The 24861-nt window shown below is 48.7% G+C and carries 14 protein-coding genes and 1 pseudogene; 12 read left to right on the top strand and 3 right to left on the bottom strand.

What is annotated here, in order from left to right:
* Positions 1 to 24: 24 nt before the first annotated feature.
* The 3 genes and pseudogenes from SH580_RS03545 to SH580_RS03540 form a co-directional block, all read right to left on the bottom strand.
* Positions 25 to 594, bottom strand: coding sequence for a hypothetical protein (locus tag SH580_RS03545; RefSeq protein ID WP_319833636.1), 570 nt, complete (start codon positions 592 to 594; stop codon positions 25 to 27).
* A gap of 12 nt (positions 595 to 606) precedes the next feature.
* Positions 607 to 705, bottom strand: a pseudogene (locus SH580_RS22120) (prepilin-type N-terminal cleavage/methylation domain-containing protein); the annotation flags it as partial.
* Positions 706 to 731: 26 nt separating this feature from the next.
* On the bottom strand, positions 732 to 2477 hold the full coding sequence (locus SH580_RS03540) for a DUF8769 domain-containing protein (protein ID WP_319833635.1): 1746 nt from the start codon (positions 2475 to 2477) through the stop codon (positions 732 to 734).
* A gap of 111 nt (positions 2478 to 2588) precedes the next feature.
* Between SH580_RS03540 and SH580_RS03535 the strand changes: the two genes are divergently transcribed.
* The 12 genes from SH580_RS03535 to SH580_RS03480 all read left to right on the top strand — a co-directional run bounded on the left by SH580_RS03535 (position 2589) and on the right by SH580_RS03480 (position 24859).
* Positions 2589 to 3677 carry a GntR family transcriptional regulator gene (locus tag SH580_RS03535; RefSeq protein WP_319833634.1) on the top strand — a complete coding sequence of 363 codons (1089 nt, stop codon included), beginning with the start codon at positions 2589 to 2591 and terminating at the stop codon, positions 3675 to 3677.
* Positions 3678 to 3727: 50 nt separating this feature from the next.
* A complete protein-coding gene (locus SH580_RS03530) occupies positions 3728 to 4498 on the top strand; it encodes a hypothetical protein (RefSeq protein WP_319833633.1) in 771 nt (256 codons plus the stop codon).
* Between the two features lie 38 nt (positions 4499 to 4536).
* On the top strand, positions 4537 to 5322 hold the full coding sequence (locus tag SH580_RS03525; protein WP_319833632.1) for a hypothetical protein: 786 nt from the start codon (positions 4537 to 4539) through the stop codon (positions 5320 to 5322).
* A gap of 237 nt (positions 5323 to 5559) precedes the next feature.
* The gene (locus tag SH580_RS03520) at positions 5560 to 7821 is read left to right on the top strand and encodes a right-handed parallel beta-helix repeat-containing protein (protein WP_319833631.1); all 2262 of its coding nucleotides are present in this window, start codon (positions 5560 to 5562) and stop codon (positions 7819 to 7821) included.
* Between the two features lie 24 nt (positions 7822 to 7845).
* Positions 7846 to 11862 carry a type 1 glutamine amidotransferase family protein gene (locus tag SH580_RS03515; protein WP_319833630.1) on the top strand — a complete coding sequence of 1339 codons (4017 nt, stop codon included), beginning with the start codon at positions 7846 to 7848 and terminating at the stop codon, positions 11860 to 11862.
* 366 nt (positions 11863 to 12228) lie between these two features.
* Positions 12229 to 12927: a hypothetical protein gene (locus SH580_RS03510; protein ID WP_319833629.1), complete on the top strand. Its 699-nt coding sequence runs from the start codon at positions 12229 to 12231 to the stop codon at positions 12925 to 12927.
* 30 nt (positions 12928 to 12957) lie between these two features.
* Entirely contained in the window at positions 12958 to 16971 is a 4014-nt protein-coding gene (locus tag SH580_RS03505) for a beta-galactosidase (protein WP_319833628.1), read from the top strand.
* A 19-nt stretch (positions 16972 to 16990) separates the two neighbouring features.
* On the top strand, positions 16991 to 18373 hold the full coding sequence (locus SH580_RS03500; RefSeq protein WP_319833627.1) for an FAD-dependent oxidoreductase: 1383 nt from the start codon (positions 16991 to 16993) through the stop codon (positions 18371 to 18373).
* On the top strand, positions 18363 to 21638 hold the full coding sequence (locus tag SH580_RS03495) for a hypothetical protein (protein ID WP_319833626.1): 3276 nt from the start codon (positions 18363 to 18365) through the stop codon (positions 21636 to 21638). The genes SH580_RS03500 and SH580_RS03495 overlap by 11 nt, the downstream gene beginning before the upstream one ends.
* Positions 21638 to 21892: a hypothetical protein gene (locus SH580_RS03490; RefSeq protein WP_319833625.1), complete on the top strand. Its 255-nt coding sequence runs from the start codon at positions 21638 to 21640 to the stop codon at positions 21890 to 21892. The genes SH580_RS03495 and SH580_RS03490 overlap by 1 nt, the downstream gene beginning before the upstream one ends.
* A gap of 16 nt (positions 21893 to 21908) precedes the next feature.
* Positions 21909 to 22613, top strand: a complete 705-nt coding sequence (locus tag SH580_RS03485; RefSeq protein ID WP_319833624.1) for a hypothetical protein — start codon at positions 21909 to 21911, stop codon at positions 22611 to 22613.
* Between the two features lie 26 nt (positions 22614 to 22639).
* Positions 22640 to 24859, top strand: coding sequence for a hypothetical protein (locus SH580_RS03480; RefSeq protein WP_319833623.1), 2220 nt, complete (start codon positions 22640 to 22642; stop codon positions 24857 to 24859).
* Positions 24860 to 24861 lie beyond the last annotated feature (2 nt).

Below are 24861 nucleotides of genomic sequence, written 5' to 3'. Positions count from 1 at the left end.
TTGTTTGGGGATGAGTTGAGAGGGTTATCGATTGGGCCCGTCGAACATTTTACGCCACTCCGGGTCGAGTTCAGTCTCTGTTCCGTTGTAAGGGACACTTTCGACGTGACCATCTACGAAAACTACATTGACGTTATCGCCGTGTCGTCCTGTGCCGATGCGGGAAGGCGTTGAATGGAAGACATTTCGGCTGGTGGCGTCGAGGAACGCGATAATTTCCGCAGCATCTGCGCCAACATCAAATGCCGTTATCCGTTTATCCGGATTGTTGTTGTGGCCAGACGCAAAGTAGCTCATATTGATGCCATAACAACTTCTGTCCCTTTGCACAATTGAATCAGCCTCATTGAAATTCAAGGCTGGGCACCAGAGAGCCATGTTTTGTGCTGTTTCCGGAGGTAGTTTTTGTAGGTCGATTAACGTGGTGACGTCCTCCGGATACTCCAGATAGCGAAGGAGTTCATCGTGCCAGGTGGTCATGCTCGGATTCGTTTGGCGCGAATCCTCCATCGTGTAAAGCTTAGAGGCGATGCCCAGGCTCCGTAAGTTGTTCAGGCACTTCGAATTATTAGCTGCTGCGCGTCCTTGACTCATTGCGGGGAGTAGAAGAGATGCCAAAATGACGATAATAGTGAGGACTATAAGCAGTTCGATCAGGGTGAATGCTTTTCGTTTTGATGCGTGTGTGAGGTGGGGGTAATTCATCGTTTGGGGGATTCGGGGATTACGAATTATTCGACGCTTCTTTTCATGTATTCCAAAGACGCTGGTGTCGTTTTCACTTCGATTTCAAGCGCATTCCATGTATATTGAGTCCAGCCACTGCTATCGTAGCAGACTGAGGCAGTAGTTGGGGCGGATGTGTCTGGGGTGCTCGATAAGGAGGCATTAAATGCGATGGCGACTTGTTGTTTGTGGCCATGCTCGGGAAAAGAGAAGGTCTTGCGTGGGCCGGAATAAAATACGATGTCAATTATGTATCGGTCGCTAGTTTGGGTGATTTCCATTTGTCCCCGGTGTTTCCCGAAATATGCCTCAATCATTTGGAGCGATAAATAAAGGCCATCTAACTCAAAGATGCCATAGCCTTCTTCGCAATTGACTTGGCTTGCTTTAGTGTGATCAATTCTCACTCCCTCGGCTTCAAAGCGTAATCGCAAATCACTGGCTTCAAACTGTCCGTCCGTCAGGCGGTCGAAGTAAGGGTGCCTGTCGCCGCCGTCGGTCGCAAAGCCGATGCCTGCTAGAATATTGCCAAGGTTTTGTGCTGAATAAAACTGCATGGCCGTGAAGTCGTAGTCATCATGTAGGAAGCGCATACGGAGCGAGCGGACCTGTTTAGTATCGCCCCAATAGGCAAGGAGCGAGCGGCGTTGATTGAACAAGTCGCTGTAATTGACGCTACCAAGTGAGAATGCCGGTTCTAGATAAGTAGTGCCCACAATCCTTGGGGGATCTTGAGAAAATATTTTCGTTAGGGTGCGTGGCTCTTGGAGGGACTGACTGTTCTGAGTAAAGTAGTGTCGGAGTGAGTCCGGGCAACGGTGTGATAGTCGGTGTTGTTCCAAGCTTGGGACTTCATCCGGATTCTCCATCCCCAGGGCCCGATGGATATTACCTTCAATTTGAGGTGTTAGTAATGTTTCATAGCATCGGCTGTGGGGCCCTGACCACTGTCCAGTCTGCGGGTGGTAAAACTCGGCGATCTCTTGCCACGCCAAGGTGTAGAGTGTGTCGATCCGTTCTTTCAGTTCTGGGCTTTGAGTATAACGCTGTAGGCGGCGCAGCTCGTTTAAGGTGACGTTAGTGTAAGGGGGGCTATTGTATTCGGCGAAAGTTCCTTGTTTGATGGTGAAGCTGTGGAATTCTTTCAGGCGCTCTGTGGCATAGCGGGTAAATTTATTGTCCTGAAGAATCTCTCCGGCCATGAGTACCACGAAGCTACCCATCACCACAATATTTGTGTAGTTAATCGGGACATTTCGCTTTTGGATGGAGTTGGCGGCGTGTCGGATTGACTCATCTATGCGGGCTAAAACTTCGGTCGGCAAACGATCCGCGTGCGTCAGTCGCGCTTCTACCAGTTGCGTGCCGCAGAAATCTGCCCAGTTCCAGTCCGGTGGAGCCATTTCTTGAATTGATTCTTCCAGAAACCAAGGCCAGATTCCATAGGTTTCGCTATTCGAATCTTGATCCTGCAGGGAGATTACTTGATTCAAGATGTCGATCGCATCACTTAGGTCTTCTGGGCGCCCCGTGTCCAGTAGTGCCACTGCGAATTTCAGTGATTGTCGTGTTTCGTGGACGGTTTCCCCCTTGTAGGTTGTGTGGTAACCGGGGCTTGCGAAAGGTGTGCGCAGCATGTGATTGGCTCGGTCGTAATCTTTCCGTGCTTGAGCAACAGCTCTGTGCAGTTGCTTTTGCTCGAATGCAGTGAGACTGGCGAGTGGCTTGGGTTTAGGGCTGGCGACTGTCATGTGGCTTTTGTTAAATATTCTTGACTTAGAGCATACTCAAATTGATTCTACAATAATTATTCTACAATAATTTAGCTATTATATGATTACTACGTTGTAAGACTTCTTTCTATGCCATCACCTCATTCCAGTGCACCTCAGGCCAAAGCTTCTCGCAAGCAGACGCAGATTGTTGAACAAATCGCGATTATGGCACGCGAGTATGGGGCGGGCATGAAGTTGCCGACGATTGTTGAGTTGTCGAAGATGTTTGGAGTGACGGTTTCGACGATTGACAGGAGTTTGGGGCGCTTGGAGGAGATGGGCCTAATCCGTCGCAAGCGGGGAAGTGGGATTTATGTCTCCTCGAGGATCGATCAAAAACGGATCGGTTTGGTTTTCGGGCGCAATATTTTTGGGGCGGGTAGTTCGCCTTTTTATCGATTATTGATGCAGGCATGTGAGCAGCGGGCGTTGCGGCATAACGAGGCTTTTTCCTTCTATTTGAATACGCCCCTACTCGGTCGCGATGAAGATGATTACATTCATCAGGATTTGGAAGATGCACTTTCAAGTGGGCGTCTCGATGGTATTATTGCCGCGAACATACGGAATCCAAAGCAGGATCGGTTACTTCGTTCGTATGGAGTTCCGATGGTTGTCTTGAGTCAAAGTACCTCTGGCTATGGTTTGATCGACTTAGACATGGAGGATTTTATGGAACAGTCCTTTAGAGCCATGGAAGCTAGGGGAGCTCGTTCGGTTGGTCTGCTGGGTACCTTGCCGCTCCATCAAGAAGTCTTTGAGCGGGTTGCGCGTGCTAAGGGCGTTGTTATTAATCCCGATTGGGTGCAGTGTCTTCCTGGTCCGGATTTCGTATCACCGGATCGCTATGAAGCCGAAGGGCGGGCGATGATGTTATCCCTCTATGAAAAGAATGCCGGTCGCCTGCCAGAAGCATTAATTATAAAAGACGATATGCTTGCCCGCGGAGTCTGTGCGGAAATGGAACATCTTGGCGCTGCTGTCGGCAAAGATGTGAAGATTGTGTCACAGTCGAACAAAGGCAGCGATACGCTCTATGACTGGGCGAACCGTCTGAATCTCATTGAATACGATTCACAGGAAATCGTTGAAGTCATGTTTTCCGAGCTCGAAGCGCTTATGGAGGAACCTGATGAACCGCGTCCTCCAGCAATTGTGAGAGGTCATCTGAAATAGCTTCTTGTCGTTTACTTTTCTTCAAACCTACAACTCAACCTAATAATATTATGAAAACTATACCAATTCTTGGACTTACATTATTTGCGGCAACTTTGGTCAATGCCCAGACGATTATTTTCGATCACGACTTTACCGATTATGCGGGTGGGGCTACAGATGGCCTAGGCGGCACGACTGTCGATGGCGGCAGTGCCACTTGGTCTGTGGCAGGTTTTACAGGTAAAGACCCTGAGGAAGCTCCTTACATTTATGCGAATGGCGATGTCACTCGCGGAAGTGCTATGTTGGCTTATACCTTTACCACGGGGGTCTATGAGCTTACGGCTACACTTAATGCAGGTAGTTTGAGCACTATTGGATTCTCAGTTTCTGCGACCGTTCCTACGAATTCCTATTACTCGCAACAAGTTGCTTCATTTGGGCTTCGGGGTGGATCTACTGGTGAGTTTGAATTCTTCGAGGGACTAGGGACTGGTGGTGGAAACGATGGGGGTACGCTTGCGTCCTATGGAATTAATGGTCAAACAGACGGAACATTACGTATGATTCTGGATTGGGACGATACAACCAATACTGGCTCTATTGTCGGTTATTATACTCCTGATGGAGGCTCTGAAATTCAGATTGATCTGGATTCTAATACAGGAGGAATTAATGGTAATACAATTTCACCCGGTGCTGATTTGCTTGGTGTTGGGTTTACATCTGCAGGGGGGAGCTATGAAACCTTCACTCTGACCGCCATTCCTGAGCCCTCTAGCTTCGCGTTTCTCGGTGGCCTCCTGGCGCTTGGACTCGTCACGGTTCGTCGTCGATAGCTTTGTAATATATACCCAACCCAAACAATACCATTAGTATGAAACATATCTCAATTCTAGGACTGACACTATACGCGTTGACCGCTTCGAATGCGCAGACAACTATTTTTGATCACGACTTTACCGACTATGCCGGTGAAGAGACCGATGCATTGAACGGCACGACTGTTGATGGCGGCACTGCGACTTGGTCTGTGGGCGGCTCTTCTGGCGATGGGCCTAATTTCATTTATGCCGATGGAGATGTAAGTACCAGAGGCGGTGCAGCTCTTGCATATGCTTTTACTACGGGTGTATATGAGTTATCGGTGGGGCTTACTGTGGATAGTGGCTTCTCTGGTATTGGTTTTACCTCCTCAAATCCTGTCGCTGGTAGCTATTTCTCAGAATCTTGGGCAACTATCGGACTTCGGGCTAGTGGAGATTTTGAGTTCTGGGAAGGAATTGCAAATAATAATGCGAATGATGGTGGCAACCTCGGGGATGATTACAGCGGCTCTAATACAAATCCGATTACAGGTACTTTACGCATGGTTCTAGACTGGAATGATACAACGAATGTAGGGACGATTACTGGTTACTTTACAGCTGATGGTGGTTCTGAAATTCAAGTGGATTTGGATGATCAGACAGTGGGCGTCAATGGTAACTCCATTAGCGTCGGTTCTGATTTAACTGGGATTATCCTGCAGTTTGATGGGCGCACAGATCAAGGTAATTCCTACCAGTATCTAACGCTAACTTCGATTCCTGAGCCTTCCAGCTTTGCGTTCGTTGGTGGTCTACTGGCATTCGGGTTGGTTTCGATGCGTCGCCGTCGATAAGTTCTTTTTATTTTAGGATTCTTGTCTAGTTGGCTGAAGGTAGGCTGATTAGCTATAATATCTTTCCTATGATTTACACAGCATGGTCTGCTTAGGCAGGCCATGCTTTTTTACAGTGTTGTTCATCCTTTTGTTTGAACCATCACGGTTCTGTGCCTGTTGCCCTCAATGCCCATTAATATGTCGATCTCTATCCCAAGAGCACCTGTTTACTTTTGTTACTACCTGTTACTTTTCATGGCAACTTCATTGATGCTTCATGGTCGTGCTCAAATCCCCGTCATTGATTGGGTGCCTGCTAGTGACTGGGTCAATGTTTTGGAACATGGTGCGATTGGCGATGGTGAGACCGATGATACCGATGCATTGCAAACACTATTGACTGCCATGCGCCCTGGTAGCGTGCTGTATTTTCCCCCTGGCGAATATCGCATTACGCGCGAGTTGCTACTCATGAAGGCTCAGGAGGGGAATCCGCGCGAGAAACGCCTGATGGGGATCGGGATCTATGGACATGGTGCGGATACGGTTTTGAAGTATGATGGTAAACCAGGTGCGGTTATGCTCCGCATGCGTGGCGTCTTGCATTATCGAATGGAAGGTCTGGTCTTCGACGGTGGTCACAAGGCTCGGGTCGGCATGTATCATGATAACCGTCTGCCGGAAAAAATGCTCTTTGAAACGCATTTGTATCATGAATTCATTACCATGCGAAATTTCACTGAATATGGAATTCTCTTTGGCGACTTGGATGACACCCTGGGAGGCGCGAGTGCGGAGACCACATTTCAGTATATGGTTTTTGAAAACTGTGGCACTGGCATCACTTTCAACAAATTTAACGACTACAATTTTACCTTCGATGGATGCACCTTTCGTGACAATACGCGCATGGGCGTGGAGTGTGTGAATGGTAATTTTTATGTCCGTAACAGTCGCTTCGAGAATAATGAATTGGATGTGTTTGCCAACCCCGAGCACTCCAGCAGCATCCGCCGCACGGTTTCGGTGGGTTCGGGGACTTTTCTGGAGTTTATTAATTCTGTATCGCCGTTTACGGTTGAAAATTGCCTTGTTGTAGATTGGCAGGATGCGTCCGCGATCAAAGCGTCCGGTGCTCCGATGCTCCTATTTGATAACCGTTTTGAGAATGCAGAACAAAAGAACGCCGCAATAAACGCTAAGCGTGGACAACAAATAGTTCATGCGGCCAATTCGATTGTAGGCGTGGAGCGGTTGTTTTTATCGGACTCTGATAGCTATGTGACAACCGAGCTCTTGGACGCCTCTCCGCTCAGCTTGCATGCCGACATGGAATTTATGCCTCGTTCGGTTCAAGTGCCAACGCGCTATTTTGATGTCGTCGAAGAGTTCGGTGCGCTTGGTGATGGTCAGGCGGATGACACTGCTGCCATCGAGGCCGCGATAGCAGCGGCCAAAGCTCATGGTAAACATGCTCAGGTTTATTTGCCACATGGGAAATATCGCGTGACACGTAGCTTACGCTTGGAAGGTCGTGATTATTCTTTCGGTGGAGGGACGGTCTATAGTGAAATTTATTTTGATGGCGATCCAGACTCGGATGCGATTGTCGTCTCTGCCGGAGGCTCCTTGCGCTTGGATACCTTCCGCATCAAACGTACTGCGCTTGAGATACGAAAAGAGGACCGCGATGAAGGTTGGCGGGTGCGCACTTATAAAATTGGTGTATTCGATGGAAAAGGTGCGGATATTCGTCAGCTTCCGTCTGAGTCAGGATCACGTGTGATTTATGATACCGTCTATGTAACTGGTAAGTATTTGGAACTTCCTTTTCAGCTTGGGATTAGGTTAGAGGGATTGGCAGCACATGACACTGTTATCTTACACAATACAGAGGGGAACCTTCAGTTTATTGATTCAGGAGCTGCGACAATTCTGCAGACGGTTGGTTATGAGGGCACGTTTTGGGTGCGTGGTGAAAGCCGCGGCGGTTTTCTTGGGGTGATGACTCGATTAGCAACTTTGACGAAGCACAGTATATTCGTGGAAGACAGTCAGTCTTTTGTCGCAAGTGATTTTTATGAAGAACAAGCACCGCCCGAAGCGATTGTGCTCACTGGAAAAGCTGGTGACGTTGCGGGGCGGTTGACATTGGGCTTTGTCAAAGCTGACCGCTTTATCCACATACGTAATTACGTCGGGGAAGTGAATTTCGTGGCGAGTCAGTTTTACCAGCATAAGAGTAATCCATCGCCGGGAATTATAATCGAAGGAACCTCTCCTTCAATTAACTTGGTATCCAATTATTTCTATATCCCGGAGTTTTCAGTCAAGCCGACTGGCACGGAAGTTAACTTCGTGGGCAGTTCTGGGGCTTCGCCTTTTAATGACGCTAAAGTGGATATTAATAAAGTTTACAAACCTGGGCAAGTTGAGGGCGCTATTCAGGATTTACGTCAGCTTGGTCTGGTGGACTGGCAGTTGAATCACTCTGAGATGCTTCAATGTTCAAACTAGTTTATCCCTCAAAGAACAATACAAATGATAAAATCCACCTTTTTTACTTTTTTACTGTGCGCTGTGAGCGCGCTGGCTCTGGGCGGTTGCAATGATGAGACGGTTTCAAAGCTTTCTGTTACAGTTCGTGAAAATTTCCCAGCGAAGGAGCTGCGCGGTTATGGAACCGTATCTGGAACGGATGGCATGCTTGCCAGCGGCGCGAACTTGCTGACCATTGAATGTGAGTCTCCCGAGAAGGCGGAATTGCTGCAGGCGAAGTATCTTTCTGATCTCGGTCTACTTCCTCAAGTCACCGTTGAAGCACATGATTTCAATGGACAGGCTATTCAGGTCTTTCATGCGGAAGGCCAAGGTTATATTGTCACAGCGCGTAAAGAAAATCTCGTGCGCATCCTTTCCGCTGAGCAGCGTGGCGTAGCGATCGCTGGGCTGATGGAGGGAGATTGGTCGGACTGGTCTTTCTCGACTGAAACAAAAGTTCCCATGTATCTGGATCGTTGGGACAAGTGGGGCTTTCGCTCGCACTTCAAGCCATGGTATGGCGCGCCTAAAGATTACATCCAAGCGCAGGGTGGAGGCAGCTATGATTTCTTGCAAGAGTTTGAGTTTGCGGAAGAAATGGGCCATGTCGGTCTGCTTCCTTTTAATGGACCGCATTCGATGGATACGGCCGGTGGACTCGACGACTCTATGTGGTGGGAGTGGAGCTTACCTCTGGCTGAAGAACGTGGTTTGCCCTACGGGTTTAGTATTACCGTGGCTGCAGGCAGTGAGGCCCCTTGGTTGATGAACCGCTATCGAGATCAAGAAATGCAGCCTATGCCGCAATTTGGTGGTAGCTATATGCGGATTGGTTCACCGTATTTTGGCACGCGTGGCACTACTTCCTGGGCAGCCGATGAGGCCAATCAGGTCCAGTTTGATCTCGTCGAGGCGGTGCTTCGCAGGTTCCAAGATCGTGAGAACGTAGTGACTGTTCTTGAGCCGCACGGCGAGTTGAAGAATCTCGCTCACTCTATTTTTCTCGAGTATGGGCCAGTCGCTGATGCCGGATATCAGGCCTATCTACAAACCATTTACACGGATCTGAATGCCTTAAATCGCGCTTGGGACACTGATTTTAGTGATTGGACAACAGTTCGTGTGCCAGAGATTGCATCCTTTGCTGGTTGGGGCGAACACGCCTTTGACCTGACAGGTGAGTGGAAGATTTCCTATGAAACATTGGCCCCACAACATCAAGGGAAAGATGACTTATTGTATTATAATGAGCGCTATTGGGTGAAGAAACTTGATTCTGAGCCTGCTCCCGCGGAGTGGTTTCGTTCGAATTTGGATGACTCCAGTTGGTCGTCGATGCACACTCCGGGTGATGATCAGAACTTGTTAACTCCTAGTCGACCAGGGGTGATGCGTCGTCATTTCGAACTCTCTCAAGACTGGCTCGATGCACGCGAGCAAGTTTGGCTCTACGTGTGGGATATGAATTTAGCCTCCAACGACACCTTTCAGGCCTATGTCAATGATACCTTAGTCGATGAGTCGGTGCTGGAATTGATGCAACCTCACTGGACAGCCGTGGAAGTCAGCGAGCAATTGAAAGCAGGTGATAATCTGCTGGCACTCCGTTTGCCGAAAGGGAAACTTTCCTACCGCGTGTATCTTTCTGAAGACGCGCCACAGGGCTATCCTTTCTTTGAAAAAGGCCGCAATATTCAGTGGTATGATTTTGCCATGTGGCATTGTTGGTTACGAAAAGAAGAAGTCGGACAAGGTTATGAAACCATTCGCAAGGTCTTTCCAAATCGTCAGATTGTTCAAATGGCACCAGATGCCTATTTTGATGATGTTAAGGAACTGTCTCGTGAATATGGTTCCAACTTCCATAATACGGGGTATATGTCGGCATTCTATGCAGATATGTTACCAGCGTTGATGCGAGGTGCTGATCTTCCATTCTCTTTGGAGCCAGGTGGCCCGGCTAAGGATTTGAAGCGCTTCAAATCTTTTCAAGGCCTGTGGATGAGCGAAGGTGTGCAGGCTATCGATTACTTTATCCATATTGGATCCCTTATGTGGGATCCGGAGATTCGTCAGCATTTGAAGGATAATTTAAACCTGTTTGAATTGATCGGGAAGTATCATTCCGAGAAGGCCGAAGTCGCGGGGCTCTATTCTTCAGAGAGCACACGTCTGAATGGCTTTCCTTGGGTCTTGGACCCTAACAAGCTGCTTTCATCAGGTTACTGGTCTTGGAATGCGCGCGGCTACTTACGGGATTATTATCCGAGTGATGCTTTGAGTGAATCTTCTTTTTCTGATGGTGATGCGGCAGCCTATCGGGTGATCATCGATTCGAATACCTCGATTATGAGTGAGACGATGGTAGACGAGATTGAGGAATATGTTCGAGAGGGCGGCACTTTTATAACTTACGTGCAGACTGGACGTCATAGCACGAGTGAGGCGGACGCATGGCCGATCGAGCGATTGACTGGATACCGTGTCGAGAAAGTCGACAGCATGGCCGCAGATGGGCGTGTGCTCGAGTCAGGTAAACTAACATTATCTCCGGGGCAGGACGTTCTTTCCGGTGATTGGGAAGGTGTTCGTGCCAACGGCTTACATCTACGTAAAATTGCGGAGGAGTCTCAGGATGTTCTCTTATGGGATGACGGTAGTGTCGCAATGGGGATACGTCCATTGGGCAAGGGCTATATTGTTCAGGTGGGGTGCAAGTTTAGTTCGACAAAGATTCGGGATCGTCTGGAGCCGGCACAACGCAGTTTTGAAAGTCTGCATGCTTTGCCGGAAGGCGGCGATGACGCGCTGACTAATCTTCTGGTTCAGTTGATGGAATGGCGGGATGTGGCCTCGCATCCATTTGCTTGGGAAGCTGAGGATGACGGTGTGCTTGTGAGCCATTACCTTTCCAATAACGGGCTCTACGACTTCTGGGTGTTGTGGAATACGAATGAATCTAAGGCAATTGACGGGAAACTACAACTGCGTGATAGAACACCTGCCTGGTGCCTTGATATGGTGGATGAAAGCACTGTGAGTTTCACCTATGGGGGAATCGATGTTTCACTGGAACCGGAACAAACTCGTGTCTTTATGACCCCTCGTGGCCAGATCGAGAATGCACCCGCTGACTGGTTTACACTGCAGCGTAACTGGTGGCGTGGCACCAAACGTGGTGAGGATTTGCCAGCGGCGAATGTGAGCTTTGACAATATGATGGATCTAACTGATGGCTGGGCCTATCACGTGCTGGAATCCGGTGAGCACGTCAGTGGTTTTACGGCCAAAGGAGTCGAAATTTCCGATTGGCCAATTAAAAAATTAAGCGCATGGAAGACTGCCGAATGGCCCGAGCCTAAGACCATCGTTTTACGGAAAGAATTCACCCTTCCTGAAGACTGGTCGGGCGATGTGACGCTGACCTTGGAATCGAAGTCTGGTTCTTATTTTGTTGGTGAGGGCGAGATCTTTCTCGATGGAAAGAGCATTCACAATAAGAAGCAATACGGTATGGATGGCTTCACTAGTGATGCGTTCAAGCCTGGCAGCACGCATGAGCTGGCGGTTGTGATTCAGGCAGACAGCACGCTCTGCGGTGTGCGTGGCAATGCATGGCTGTGGCTTTGGCCGGCACCAGCAGTTTCGATTGATTTGGCTGGTGAATGGCGAGTGAGCTCGAATTCACTCGACTGGGAGGGGGCGATTGAACTGCCTGCTAAATATTCAGGTGTGGAGCTCTTCAAACGTAAGGTGGACGTGCCTGCGAGCTTTGAAGGAATGGATACGCCGCAGATTTATCTGGATGCCGATGCCCGCGGTTTGGTGGGCTTTATGGTGAACGGACATTTTGTGCGTCGCTACCATCGAATTACTGCGGATCGTTTTCAATTGAATGTGACCCCGTGGATACGCTTCGGTGAAAGCAATGAAATCGAGCTCGTTCATTATTGGCGCGCTTCCGATGAAGGCGATGTCAAATCGATCCACATGCGTGTGTATCCGGAGCCTTATTAATTCCTTACCCGAAAAGCTCAGGGAGATGTTTCCCATCGAAGATCCCCTGGTTTGAGTCTACCGCGATCATTCGTCAGCCTCGCTAAGAGCTCAGGGCCCTTAGCGAGGCTGACGCCGCTGATTCCTGTCAGTTCGAAGGTGCTGCCTCAAGTGTATGTGTCGGATTTTTCGGGCTACTAGTTTTCATGTGTTTTCGGGGTGATTTTATTTCGAATGACCTTGACCTAAATGGGCGAAATATCATTCTACAATAATTATTCTATAATAATCTGAGCTTTCCTGATTTCTCTGCATATTGTTTTCACCGGGAAGCGTCCCAATAGTTCATGATCCGCTTTTCAAGCGTGTATTGAATCCCACTGCTATATGAAGAATACCCCTTTTTTTATTTATATCCTGCTTCTATTAGCGACCTGCGTAAATGGGCAGAAAGTTCTTTTTGATCACCAGTTCGACGGGGCTTCGGATGTATTGCTGAGTCGAACGTATGAAGATAAATCGGGTTTACCATGGCTAGTGGGTGGTATGGATGGTTCGAATTTTATGTATGCGGATGGGCGAACAAACACGCGTGGCGGCGCGATGCTGGCATGTCGTTTTCGGACTGGGTATTATGAGCTCACTGCGACGATCGTTGAGAATGACACCTTTTTAGGGATCGGGTTTACTTCATCAGACCCTTTGCAAGGCTCTTACTTTATCGATTCGTGGGGGACGTTCGCTTTGCGCTCCAGTGGAGATTTTGAGTTTTGGGAAGGGCCCGGTGCCACAGTGATTAATGACGGCGGCAATGTTGTCGATGACTACGATGTGAATGAGGCGAGAGTGGGGCGCCTACGTCTGGTACTTGAGTGGGATGATGAAACCAATAGGGGGACCGTCACTGGCTATTTTAAGCCGGAGGGGGGAGCCGAATATCAAGTCGACCTCGACGATCAGACTGCGGGCGTGAATAGCAATACGATTTCTCCGAAAGATGAGCTGACTGGGGTCGGACTCATCTTCGATGGACGAACCGATGGTCGTTACGGTGCATTCCAACTTTCCTATCTTAGTCGTTATTAGTCTCTGAATTTTAACTTTTTATAATCCACCATGAAGTCTACTATATTATCTTCTCTACTCGCTGGAATCTCATTGTTCACTTTAGTCGCTTGCAATGATAGTAACGACCAGTTGAATGTTAACGTTCAAGAGATCTTCCCTGAGCGGGATTTACGTGGTTTCGGAACTGTCTCTGCTGAGCAAGGTGTCCTTTCTAGTGGAGCCACGGTATTAACGATCGAATCGGAGTCGCTGGAAAAGGCCGAGCTCTTGCAGGCTAAGTATCTATCCGATCTGTCTCTACTGCCTAAGGTTTCGGTGCAGACGTATGAAGTCGATGGACAAACGGCAAAGGTAATACATGCAGAAGAGCAAGGGTATATACTCACAGCACGAAATGGGAATGTAGTGCGGATTCTTGCATCGGATTCGCGTGATGCGCTGCTTGCCGGTTTGAATGAGGCAAATTGGTCTGATTGGGCATTTAGCACTGAGATGGAGGTGCCCATGTATCTGGATCGCTGGGACAAATGGGGCTTCCGAGCACATTTCCGGCCATGGACGACAGCTCCCAAGGACTATGTGGACGCTCAGGGAGAGGGGCCTTACGATTACCTCGAGGAGTTCGACTTCGCTGAAAAGACAGGACAAATCGGCTTTGTCGCTTTTAACGGAGTGCATTCGATGGATACCGCCGGCGGACTCGATAACCAGATGTGGTGGGAGTGGATGGTTCCTTTGGCAGAAGAGCGTGGATTACCACTTGGTTTGAATATAAAAGTTGCGGAGGGGAGTGAGGGCACTTGGTTGATGAATCGCTATCGCGACCAGCAAATGCAGCCGATGCCGCAATTCGCGGGGACTTATATGCGTCTCGGTTCGCCGTATTTCGGCACGCGGGGCACTTCTTCTTGGTCCGCGAAAGAGGCTAACCAGATCCAGTTCGATATCGCGGAGTCCATGTTGCGCAAGTATCAGGATAATGAAAATGTGGTAACAGTGTTGGAACCACATGGTGAGCTGAAGAATCTAAATCACTCGATCTTCCTGGAGTATGGGCCAGTGGCGGATGCCGGGTATCAAGAATACTTAAAGAGTATCTATGCAGATCTCGATGCTTTGAATGCCGCTTGGGGGAGTGATTTCGCGTCTTGGGATGTTGTTCGAGTTCCGGAGATTGCTTCGTTTGCTGGTTGGAGTGAGGATGCATTTGATTTGACCGGGGAATGGAAAATCGCCTACGAAACGCTGCCACCTGAGCATGCTGATAAGGATGATTTACTTTACTACAATGAGCGGTATTGGGTGAAGAAACTGGATTCAGAGCCTGCGCCTGAGGAGTGGTTCCGCTCCGACCATGATGATTCTGGCTGGTCCAGCATGCAGGCTCCGGGCGGCGATCACAGCTTGCTGACTCCTAGCCGTCCAGCGGTGTTTCGTCGTCATTTCGAACTTTCACAGGACTGGATCGACGCGCAGGAGCGAGTTTGGCTTTATGTTTGGGATCTAAACTTAGCATCTCAAGATAGCTACAAAGCCGTGTTAAATGATACATTGGTTGATGAGGCACAGCTTAAATTAATGCAACCACATTGGTCGGCTGTGGATGTTACAGAACAAGTCAAAGCTGGGGATAACCTTTTAGCCTTACGCTTGCCGAAGGGAAAACTATCTTATCGGGTATACCTTTCCGGTGAACAAGCGCAGGGATATCCCTATTTCGATTCCGGGCGTAATGCTCAGTGGTATGATTTTGCCATGTGGCACTGTTGGTTGCGTAAAGAAGCGGTGCGCCACGGCTTGGAAACCATCCGTAAGGTTTACCCGAACCGTCAGGCGGTTCAAATGGCACCAGATGCTTATTTCGACGATGTCAAAGAGCTTGCACGTGAATATGGATCCAATTTCCATAACACAGGTTATATGTCAGGGTTTTATGCCGACATGTTACCTGCTATGATGCGTGGTGCCGATTTGCCTTTTTCGTTGGAGCCAGGTGGGCCGGCCCAGGATCTGAAACGGTTCAAGTCATTCCAGGGCTTGTGGTTGACCGAAGGCGTGCAGGCGATCGATTATTTTATTCATATCGGCACATTGATGTGGGACCCCGAAATTCGGCAACATTTGACAGACAATCTTTCTCTCTTTGAGCTGATTGGAAAGTATCATGCTGAAAAAGCACAAGTGGCTGGTCTCTATTCCTCAGAGAGCACACGGTTGAATGGTTTTCCTTGGGTGCTTGATCCAAATAAACTCTTATCAGCCGGTTACTGGGGCTGGAATACGCCTGGCTACATTCGTGATTATTATCCAACGGATGCGTTGAGCGAATCATCTTTTGCGAATGGTGATGCTTCCGCTTACCGCGTGATCCTTGACTCCAATACTTCGATCATGAGTGAGTCGATGGTGGACGAGATCGAGCAGTATGTGCGCGAAGGTGGCACATTTATCACTTATGTGCAGACCGGCCGTCACACAACCACCGAGGCAGATGCCTGGCCGATTGAGCGATTGACTGGCTATGCAGTTGAGAGAATTGACGCGATGGATGCGGAGGGTAAGGTGATCGAATCAGGTAAACTTACTCTCGCAGCTGGGCAGTCTGTGCTCTCCGGTGATTGGGACGGTATGCGTGCCAACGGCCTACATCTACGTAAGGTCGCTGCCGATGCGCAAGACGTGCTCCTTTGGGATGACGGCAGCGTTGCCTTAGGGGTGCGCCGCTTGGGGCAGGGCTATATCGTCCAAGTTGGATGTAAGTTTAGCGGAACAAAAATACGGGATCGTCTGGATCCGGCGCATCGTAGTTATGAAAGCTTACACGCTTTGCCAAATGGGGGTGATGACGCCTTGACTAATCTGCTTGTGCAATTGATGGAATGGAGAGAGGTCGATACACATCCTTACGATTGGTCTGCTGAGCAGGACGGCGTCTTGGTGCGTCAATATGTTTCCAACAACGGTCTTTATGATATTTGGGTGTTGTGGAATAGCGATGATTCTCGCGGGATCTCAGGGAAGCTTCAAATGAAGAACCGTGCTCCGGTCTGGTGCCTGGATCTGCTGGATGAGAGTTCAGTCGAGATTGTCGATGGCTTGATTGACGTCAGCCTCGAGGCGGAACAAACCCGTGTCTTTATGACCCCCCGTGGGAAAATTGAATCTGCGCCTTCGGACTGGTTTGCGTTACAGCGTAATTGGTGGCGTGGCACCAAGAAAGGAGAGGACACGACTCCCGCTCAGCTGGTTGACTTTGACAACATGCTTAATTTGACGGAAGACTGGGCTTGTCATTTGCTCGATTCGGGCGAGGCGCTCAGCGACTATACCGCCAAAGGTGTCGATGTTACGAATTGGCCCCGTAAAAATCTAAGCTCTTGGGAAACGGCTGAATGGCCAGAGCCTAAAACCATTATATTACGCAAGCGTTTTACCATTCCCGAAGACTGGTCTGGCGATGTTTCGTTGAACTTGGAGTCTAAGTCCGGAGCTTATTTTGCTGGGCAAGGCGAGATTTTCCTTAATGGTCAAAGCATCCATAAGAAAAAGCAATTTGGTATGGATGGTTACATCTCTGAGGCTTTCAAAGCTGGCAGCACACATGAGTTGGCGCTCGTCATTAAAGCCGACAGCACTTTATGTGGTGTGCGAGGCAATGCATGGCTATGGCTCTGGCCAACACCCGTGGCGGAAATGGACCTGAGTGGTGAGTGGCAAGTTAGCATGAATTCTCTGGATTTTGAAGATTCCGTTGTTTTACCCGGTGACAGTGGCGATGCTAAACTGCTGAAGCGCATGGTGCACATTCCGGCTGAATTTGAAGGGCTCGAAACGCCACAAATTTACTTGGACGCCGATTCACACAGCCTTGTTGGTTTTATGGTCAACGGTCACTTTGTGCGTCGTTACCATCGTATCACATCCAATCGTTTTCAGTTGAATGTGACCCCATGGGTGAAATTTGGCGAAGCCAACGATATCGAATTAGTGCCTTACTGGCGTCCTCACGAAGATCGCTCCATTGAGTCGATTAAAATCGCGGTGTATCCCGAGGCCTATTAAGCGCAAGCGCGTTGTTATTATGAATTACGAAGACAGTTTCGATGTCATTGTTATGGGCGGGGGGCCTTCCGGGGCTCACGCCGCTCTAGCGGCTGCACGTGCGGGGCAGCGCGTCTTGTTAGTTGAGAAACACGGCTTTCTCGGTGGTTCGCTCACTGCGATGGGCGTGGGCCCAATGATGAGTTTTCACAATCCTGCCGGTGACCAAGTGGTGGCGGGGCAGGCTGAAGAACTGGTGCAGCGACTGATGGCAAAGGATGCAAGTCCCGGCCATATTCCCGATAGTGTCACTTATTGCAGCACAGTGACGCCATTTGATAGTGAGGCACTCAAGGTGGAGTTGGAGGCGATGATCATTGAAGCTGGGGGTGTGATCTTGTATCATACTCACTTCGCTGGAGCCAAGACCGATGCCTCTGGGCAACGAGCGACTGCTGTGACCTTGTGTAATAAGGCTGGTTTGCAGAAGTATAAAGCTAAGGTCTTTATCGATTGCACGGGCGATGGCGATCTTTGCGCCGCATTGGGGGCACCCTTTGCCAAGGGGCGCCCTGAGGACGAAGCGATGCAGCCGATGACGATGAATCTGAAAATCGGAAATGTCGATATGGAGGCTGTGCGTCAGGATGTCTTTGAGCGACCTGATGACTTTGAATTCGACCTTGGAGTGGAGGAGGGGCTTAAGCGCTTACGTGTGACCCCTCGTGTCAGCCTGAAAGCCTACACCAACACATGGAAAGCCGCTAAAGCACGTGGAGAGGTGAATGTGCCGCGCGAGTTTGTGCTCTTTTTCGAAACGGCGACACCCGGAGTCGTTATCGTAAACACATCCCGTATTCAAGGGGTGGATGGGACGAATCCATACCACCTCAGTCATGCAGAGATGGAGGGGCGTCGCCAAAATTTAGAGATTTTCCAATTCTTAAAGAAGCACTGTCGCGGCTTTGAGCAAGCGATCCGTATGGATAGTGCCGCTCAGATCGGGATTCGTGAGACGCGTCGAATCGAAGGGCTTTATACACTCACCGCGGCCGACGTTCTGGAAGAAACCAATTTTCCCGATCCGATTGCACTCGGAGGCTATCCGATTGATATTCATTCGCCCGATAAAGCCGAGACGAATTCGAACCACCTCGGTGAGAACACCCGCTATCAAATACCGATGCGTTCCTTGTTGTTGGCCAAACCGGACAATTTAATTGTTGCCGGTCGTTGTATTAGTGCGACTCACGAAGCAATGGCTGCATTCCGTGTCAGTCCCATCGCAATGGCCATTGGTCAAGCGGCGGGTACCATGGCGGCAAGTGCTCTGGAGCAAGGGCTGTCGGTCAATAAAGTTGATTATGTGCTGGTTCGAGAATCTCTTTTGAGAGGGGGGGCAATACTGCCTAATGATTTATAGGCCGAATTGTATCAGAATTGAAAATACCAAAATGACGGCGAATAGACAGAAGATTCAGATTCAAAACGGATTTGCATTAGTCCTTGCATTGTCTCTGATGAGTTTTGTGGTTTTGCTCTGTCTCTCCCTGGTTACGCTGCTGCGCGTTGAGATCAATAGTGCAAATGTGCAGTCATCTCAATTATCGGCACGTATGAATGCCCTGTTGGGTTTACAACTGGCATTGGATCAATTACAACGGACGGCTGGCCCGGACCAACGCGTGACTGCAACCGCTGAACTGTATTCCAATAGCACCATCGATAATCAGGGGCACTGGACTGGTGTTTGGAATGTCGAGAATCATGATCCTCTTACGGAATTCATACCAGCTACGGGTCCCATTTGGTTGGTCTCTGGTGAGAATCCTGATCCTGATGTTGCTTCGACAATGTCAGTAACGCTGCTCGAAGATGTCGCAAATGCTGAGAATGAAGTGGTCGCTGAGCTTGTGCCGATCGATGATTTAACTGTGAGTCAGACTACTGGTCATTATGCTTACTGGATCGGTGACGAAGGGGTGAAAGCTAAAGTTAATTTAATCGATCCTTATCGCAGTGTTAGTGGTCAGACGGATACGAATTATCATTTTTCTCAGATGACTGGACAGCGGACTGGGGTTGAAAAAATTCGACTTTCAGATTTAGCTAGCGATCCATCTACAGTAAGTGATTATCTGGATCCTTTTGATACGACGACTGAATCTCAAATTGAGCGACTGTCGAACTTGTCGCAGGTTTCTGCGATTGACTCGGAATTGAGTCATTTACCGGCAAATCGTATACATGATTTAACGACTGCCAGTTATGGAGTGTTGGCCAATGTCGCTGAAGGTGGTCTCAAAAAGGACCTGAGTTTAGCCTTCGAGATGGACTTGGATGATTTTAACGCAGACTCAACTTTTGCTGCAGGTGGGGAATCACTGCCGGCAGGACATAAAGGAACAATTGGAGGTCATGAGCTCCAATATTTGTTTACGCATGATTATACGCAGGATGGTGATGGCATACGCGGACCCACCTGGCATTTACTTCGCAATTATTATCGACTATATTTACAGGACGATCCTGACCGCTTGGTTGACTATAAGACATATCAGCCAAAAGGGGTTGTTTGGGATGGCAGCCAGTATTCGATTGAAGCGCGTCCATTTTTTCCGCAATCTCCTGACGGCACTAGTAGTGCTAATTATAATATTGGTGGAGCTTTGTATGATATACAGTTAGGTTACGACATCAATCGTTCTAATTTTTATTATAACGGTGGACTACAACGCATACCACGACCTACTGATATGCAAATACATCCGGTTTTAACCCGTTTTCAATTATTTCTCAGCCTACAGGCGGTGAAGGTGTATGATGACGCCACTGAAAGTAGTTTTCACTATCGTGTTGATTTATTGGCGAGTCCGTTAATCACGATTTGGAATCCTTATAATGTGGCGCTTAATTTCGATGAATTTAAGGTCCAGTGGAGATTTTTGATTCTTCCAATTGAGGTCGAGTATCAGGAACCGGGCGGGCCTTTGCAAAGTTTTACACTCAAGTTGGCTTATGTGAATGACGGTGCAGACGGTTCTCTGGATTCCGATGATGCTAGTCTTGTATGTGTGCTAAAAGGTCAGACCTTGGAGCCTGGTCAAGTTAAGGTCTTTTCCCATGTCACTGCGACTGACAATAGCTCTACGGGGCTTGAAGCGACATTAGAGCCGTATAGCGGTAGCGTTGAGTCAGAGGTGGAGTTTTTTCGCTTCGAGCGAATTAAGGTCACTGAGGGGGAGGGCACATATACAGTTGAGGAGCTCCTAATCGAACCAGGGTCAAAATTGCGTTTTCACGGTGAATCGGGTGGAGGGGACATCGGTGGGTATGACGATAGGCTTTACGTTCGCACTGATTTGAAGTGGGGGAGTCATGCCTTTATTAATACGAGTATCGGAACCTTTCGTAATCCCACTGCTGTTCGTGAATTCTACTGGCCCGAGGAAGATCCCACATATTATGGTTTGGTTGAAGAAATTGCCAATACAACGTCGCCATACCGACACCCATTGGGACTAGTCGATACGTATTTGAAGCCTACTGGTGCTATCGATATGGATCATCCAGTTCAATTCCTTGCTCGATATAACCCACGTGCAATCAGTCCGGTTCGCATCACCGGTGGCTATAATAATGGCTATGATTTTCCGCTGATTGGTAACTGGTCTTACAATATAAAACCATTTACTGATTGGAGCTCCAGCTATGTTCCGGTTAACGCGTCGAATGGTAATAGTTATTGGGGCTGGGATAATATGAACGGGACTGAACATGTTGTTCTATTTGAGTTGCCTACGGCACCGTTGCAATCGTTGGCAGCATTGCAGCATGTTAACAATATCTCTCGTTATGCGCAGGAGCCTGCCTATGTGATTGGTAATTCTTATGCAAATCCATTTATTCCCCCTAAACAGGCGGTTGAAACCATTATGGATGCGTATACGCAGGTTGATTGGTCTTACTTTAGTAATCGTGCACTATGGGATGATTATTTCTTTTCCAGCTTAACACCCCGCGAGGATTTAAGTCAGGATTTTGAGTCAGCTTTGGGGGGATATATGGATGGTGCGCCGCTGCCAGACTCCAGAATGGTGATAAATCTGAATTCATTGGAGGGTATTAGTAATGATTTGGTAGATACGAATTCAGATTCCAAAATTGCGGCTGACGCGTATCTGAAATCAGCTGAGCATCTGCTCGTTGACGGGGCGTTTAATGTAAATTCCACATCAGTGGAAGCTTGGAAGGCACTGCTTGCTTCTACGAATGGAATTGAAGTCGCATATCAGAACCTGAATTCACTCACCAGTGCGGCTGCTCAATCGTCACCATTCAGTCGTATGACCTTACCTGGGGGAGATAGTGCGGATGCATGGCGCGGCTTTCGTTCTTTATCGGATCAACACATATCGGATCTGGCAGAAGCTATCGTCGAGCAAGTCAAACTAAGGGGGCCCTTCGTTTCGCTGGCGGATTTCGTTAATCGTCGACTGACTGATGATGATACGGGCCTGATGGGACCTTTGCAGGCGGCAATCGATGCAACTAATATCAATAGTGATTTTTCAGAAGTAGTTACTGAGTCCGATTTGAGCAGTTCAAATATACCGTACCCCAAGCAGGCTACAGGTGCGACACATCTGCTGCTGCTACGGGGTACGTTATGCAGAGTGATCTTCTGATGGCACTAGGGCCCGTTTTGAATGCCCGTTCAGATACATTCACTATTCGTGTTTATGGTGACTCCATACATCCAGTTTCAGCAGAGAAAGTGAGTGTTTTGTGCGAGGCTGTAGTGCAACGTTTGCCTGAGTATGTCGACGCGAACGAAGCCGCTACAAAGGCAGCGGATCAATTGACCAGTAGCCTCAATAAAAAATTTGGCCGACGTTTTGTCATACGTTCTTTCCGTTGGCTCGATTCGGCCTCGATCTAGCCATTACTAAACTATTATGAAATTCAATATGATTTTATTTTGCTTCGTTGCGTTGGCTCCTAGTTTACTGAGCGCGCAAGCGGGGGATGAAGTCGTTTCGGTTCGTTTTAGCTGCTTAGCATGGGATACAACAAAAGCAAACGGTCTCCAATACTTGAATGGTGAAGAGGTCGTAAGCGTGCGTGTCGGACAGTCTAATCTGAATGGTCCCTATGAGTATACTGGACCAAATCCGATCGTCTTTTTTCGAGAGCGTCCTGGCGCCGAACCGGGGAGCATCTTTCGGGAGCCTTTTGCACGTGCCTTTATTAAACCAGGGCTCACAGATGTTTTAATACTATTTACCGAAGTGAATCGCCCAGTCGATACTGCTGCAGGGGATCACGCACCGAAGTTGGAAACGCTGGTGCTGAATCAGGATTTAGGCGTCTTTCCCATGGGTGCCTTTCGAATTATTAATCTGAGTGAATATGAAGTTGGCTGTATTCTAGGAAATGAAACATTTGTGATTAATGGAAAGCAAACGAAGCTGATAACTCAGGCAGGTGAGGATCGTGATGATATTCGAGTTCATTTTAGTATGAAAATCGACGAGCACTGGGAGCCGAAGATTAACACTTCCTGGATGTATCATGCGGATCATCGATCTCTTGTATTTCTTACTGATGTGGTGAATTCCCGGCGACCATACCTCAAACTTAAAACGATTACAGATCAATAAACTCTAATTTCTAACATACCAATATAATGACTAAAGAGAAACTATCACAACAGGCCATGGGCCTATTCCTGACTCCGGATTGGTTACACGATTATTCCGATATGGAAGAAGCGCTTGCTGAAGCCGCGGCAGGCGGTTTTGGCATTATTATCGGCTTTGGCCGTCACATGCATCAAACTTTGGAAGATGAAGCGGTGCGTGCAGCGATTCAGTTTGCGGCAGAAACGAGCCATAAACATGGCATGAGATTTGCCTTGGATATGGACTGGTGTCACTGGGCGAATCGTGCAGTCGAACGTGAGCCAAACATGGCTTTGTGGCAGATTGTATCGGGAGAGAGCGCCTGCCATGAAGGTCAGTTTGCGTTGACCGTTAAATACGAAGGCAAAGCTCCGGTCATTGTTGAGGAAATTTCTGCGGTGTATGCATGGGATGCTCAGGGGCAGGTGCATTTCTTGTCGCCGGAAGACTATTCTGTGGAGCAAAGTTCGCATGGCAGCGCTTATAATTGGCCGACGCTCGATGATGACCAAACTGTGAGCCTGTCGAAGCCTCGCGGAGGCGGTTATTATTGTGAACTAAAGGGGGAGGTGCCTGCAAATTACACCCGGGTCAAAGTCTATACCGCGATGCGCTCCACCAAGTATCCGGATGTATCCAGCCCTGAATACCTAAAAGCTCAAGCCGACTTGCTTTCATTTTATGCGGAGGTGCCGATGGATGGCGTCGGTTGGGACGAGCCTGGCAAGGGCGGCTCATTTCGTGCTTATAAAGCAGGACGAGGCTTTTTTGCTAAGTTTCTTGAGACTTATGGCTACGACTTACGTGAGCGCTTAATGGATCTCGATGGCGGTGATAGCTCTCAGGCTGTTCAGACTCGTCGCGATTATCATGCCGCCATAGTTGAGATGAATTATCACGCCCAGTATATGTTTAATCAACAGGCTAAAGCACAGTATGGTGAAGATGCATTTCTTGGCACGCACCATACCTATGCCGGTATGGCGATGGACATTCGATGCGGTGTGATGGATTACTTCAAGCTAGGGGAGGTGTTGTCAGCGGCATTCACCGATACCGGTTGGGATGTTAGCGGGCATTCGGAGACGATCTACAACTACGTCCTTGTCGATAGCTTGCGCAAGGAGCTGGATCAACCGCTTAGTTATGTCAACGACTGGAGCAAGAAGCCACGCACGGTTTGGTATGACTATTATACCCGGCTCAAGATGCTGTATCGCATTGAATGGTTCATGATTTTCCTCGGGCGTTGTGCTGAAAATTTCCCTACATTTCCATGGGATCCTTATTGGAAGGATGTGACCCGCAATGCGAAGCAACTGGAATCTTTCCGCGACGTATTGCCTGCGGACTTGGATACGTATTCGGAGATGGCCGTCTGGTTTTCTTGGGAGAGCCCCGTCTTTCAAGGCACGGCGCGTGCGCATTACGTGCGTTTGTGGATGACTTGTAATTACAATTTGTCAGAACAAGGCTTGGAGCATAATCGTCATTTCGATTATGTGAGCACGCCTGCACTGGAAAATGCCGAGGTGCGCGACGGACAAATTATACTATCAGGTAAGGCCTACCGCCGTTTGACGCTTCCTTATGCTTCGATGGTGTCGACCGCAATCTGGCAGACATTGAAGGCCTGTCGCGAAGCGGGAGTCGAACTGATATTCATCGGCCCACCGCCGAGCCGCTTGTGGGACAGCGATGAGAAAATTGACGCTGAATTCTGCCAATGGGCGGGTGTAAAGCAAGTCGACGATACACAGTATGATGCGGTTTTAAAATCGCAACGTCCCGTGCCTTCGCTTACAGACTGGGAGCCAGATCAGGCGGATTTCCGCTTCCCGGTGAAAGCGGATTCGCAGACGGAATGCCTCATTGATATCGAGGGTGATACGATCGGTGTGCGCCGAGACAACCTCACCTGGTTCTCCAATCTAGACCCACGGGAGAACTTTTACAAACATGTGCCTAGTTGCGCCGACGGAGTGCCTGCTGTTACCCACTATGGTAAAGGCTATTACCGCTGGTATGCAGGCAAAGATCCGGAAACTGCAGTGCTGGTCTGTATTGCCCCGATGTATGGCACTTTACACGAGAATTTTGCAGGAGCCGAATTCAATTTCCAAATAGAAGGTGGCACTTGGGCAGTTGTGACTGTGTCTGGTGCTGAAGCGTCTCTCCTCATTGCTGATAGAGGCACTAAGTTGGGGAATGTTGAGAAATCTTAATG

The sequence above is a fragment of the Coraliomargarita algicola genome (assembly GCF_033878955.1).
In the GTDB taxonomy this organism is placed as follows: domain Bacteria; phylum Verrucomicrobiota; class Verrucomicrobiia; order Opitutales; family Coraliomargaritaceae; genus Thalassobacterium; species Thalassobacterium algicola.
This window is presented reverse-complemented; position numbering and strand designations above follow the sequence as displayed.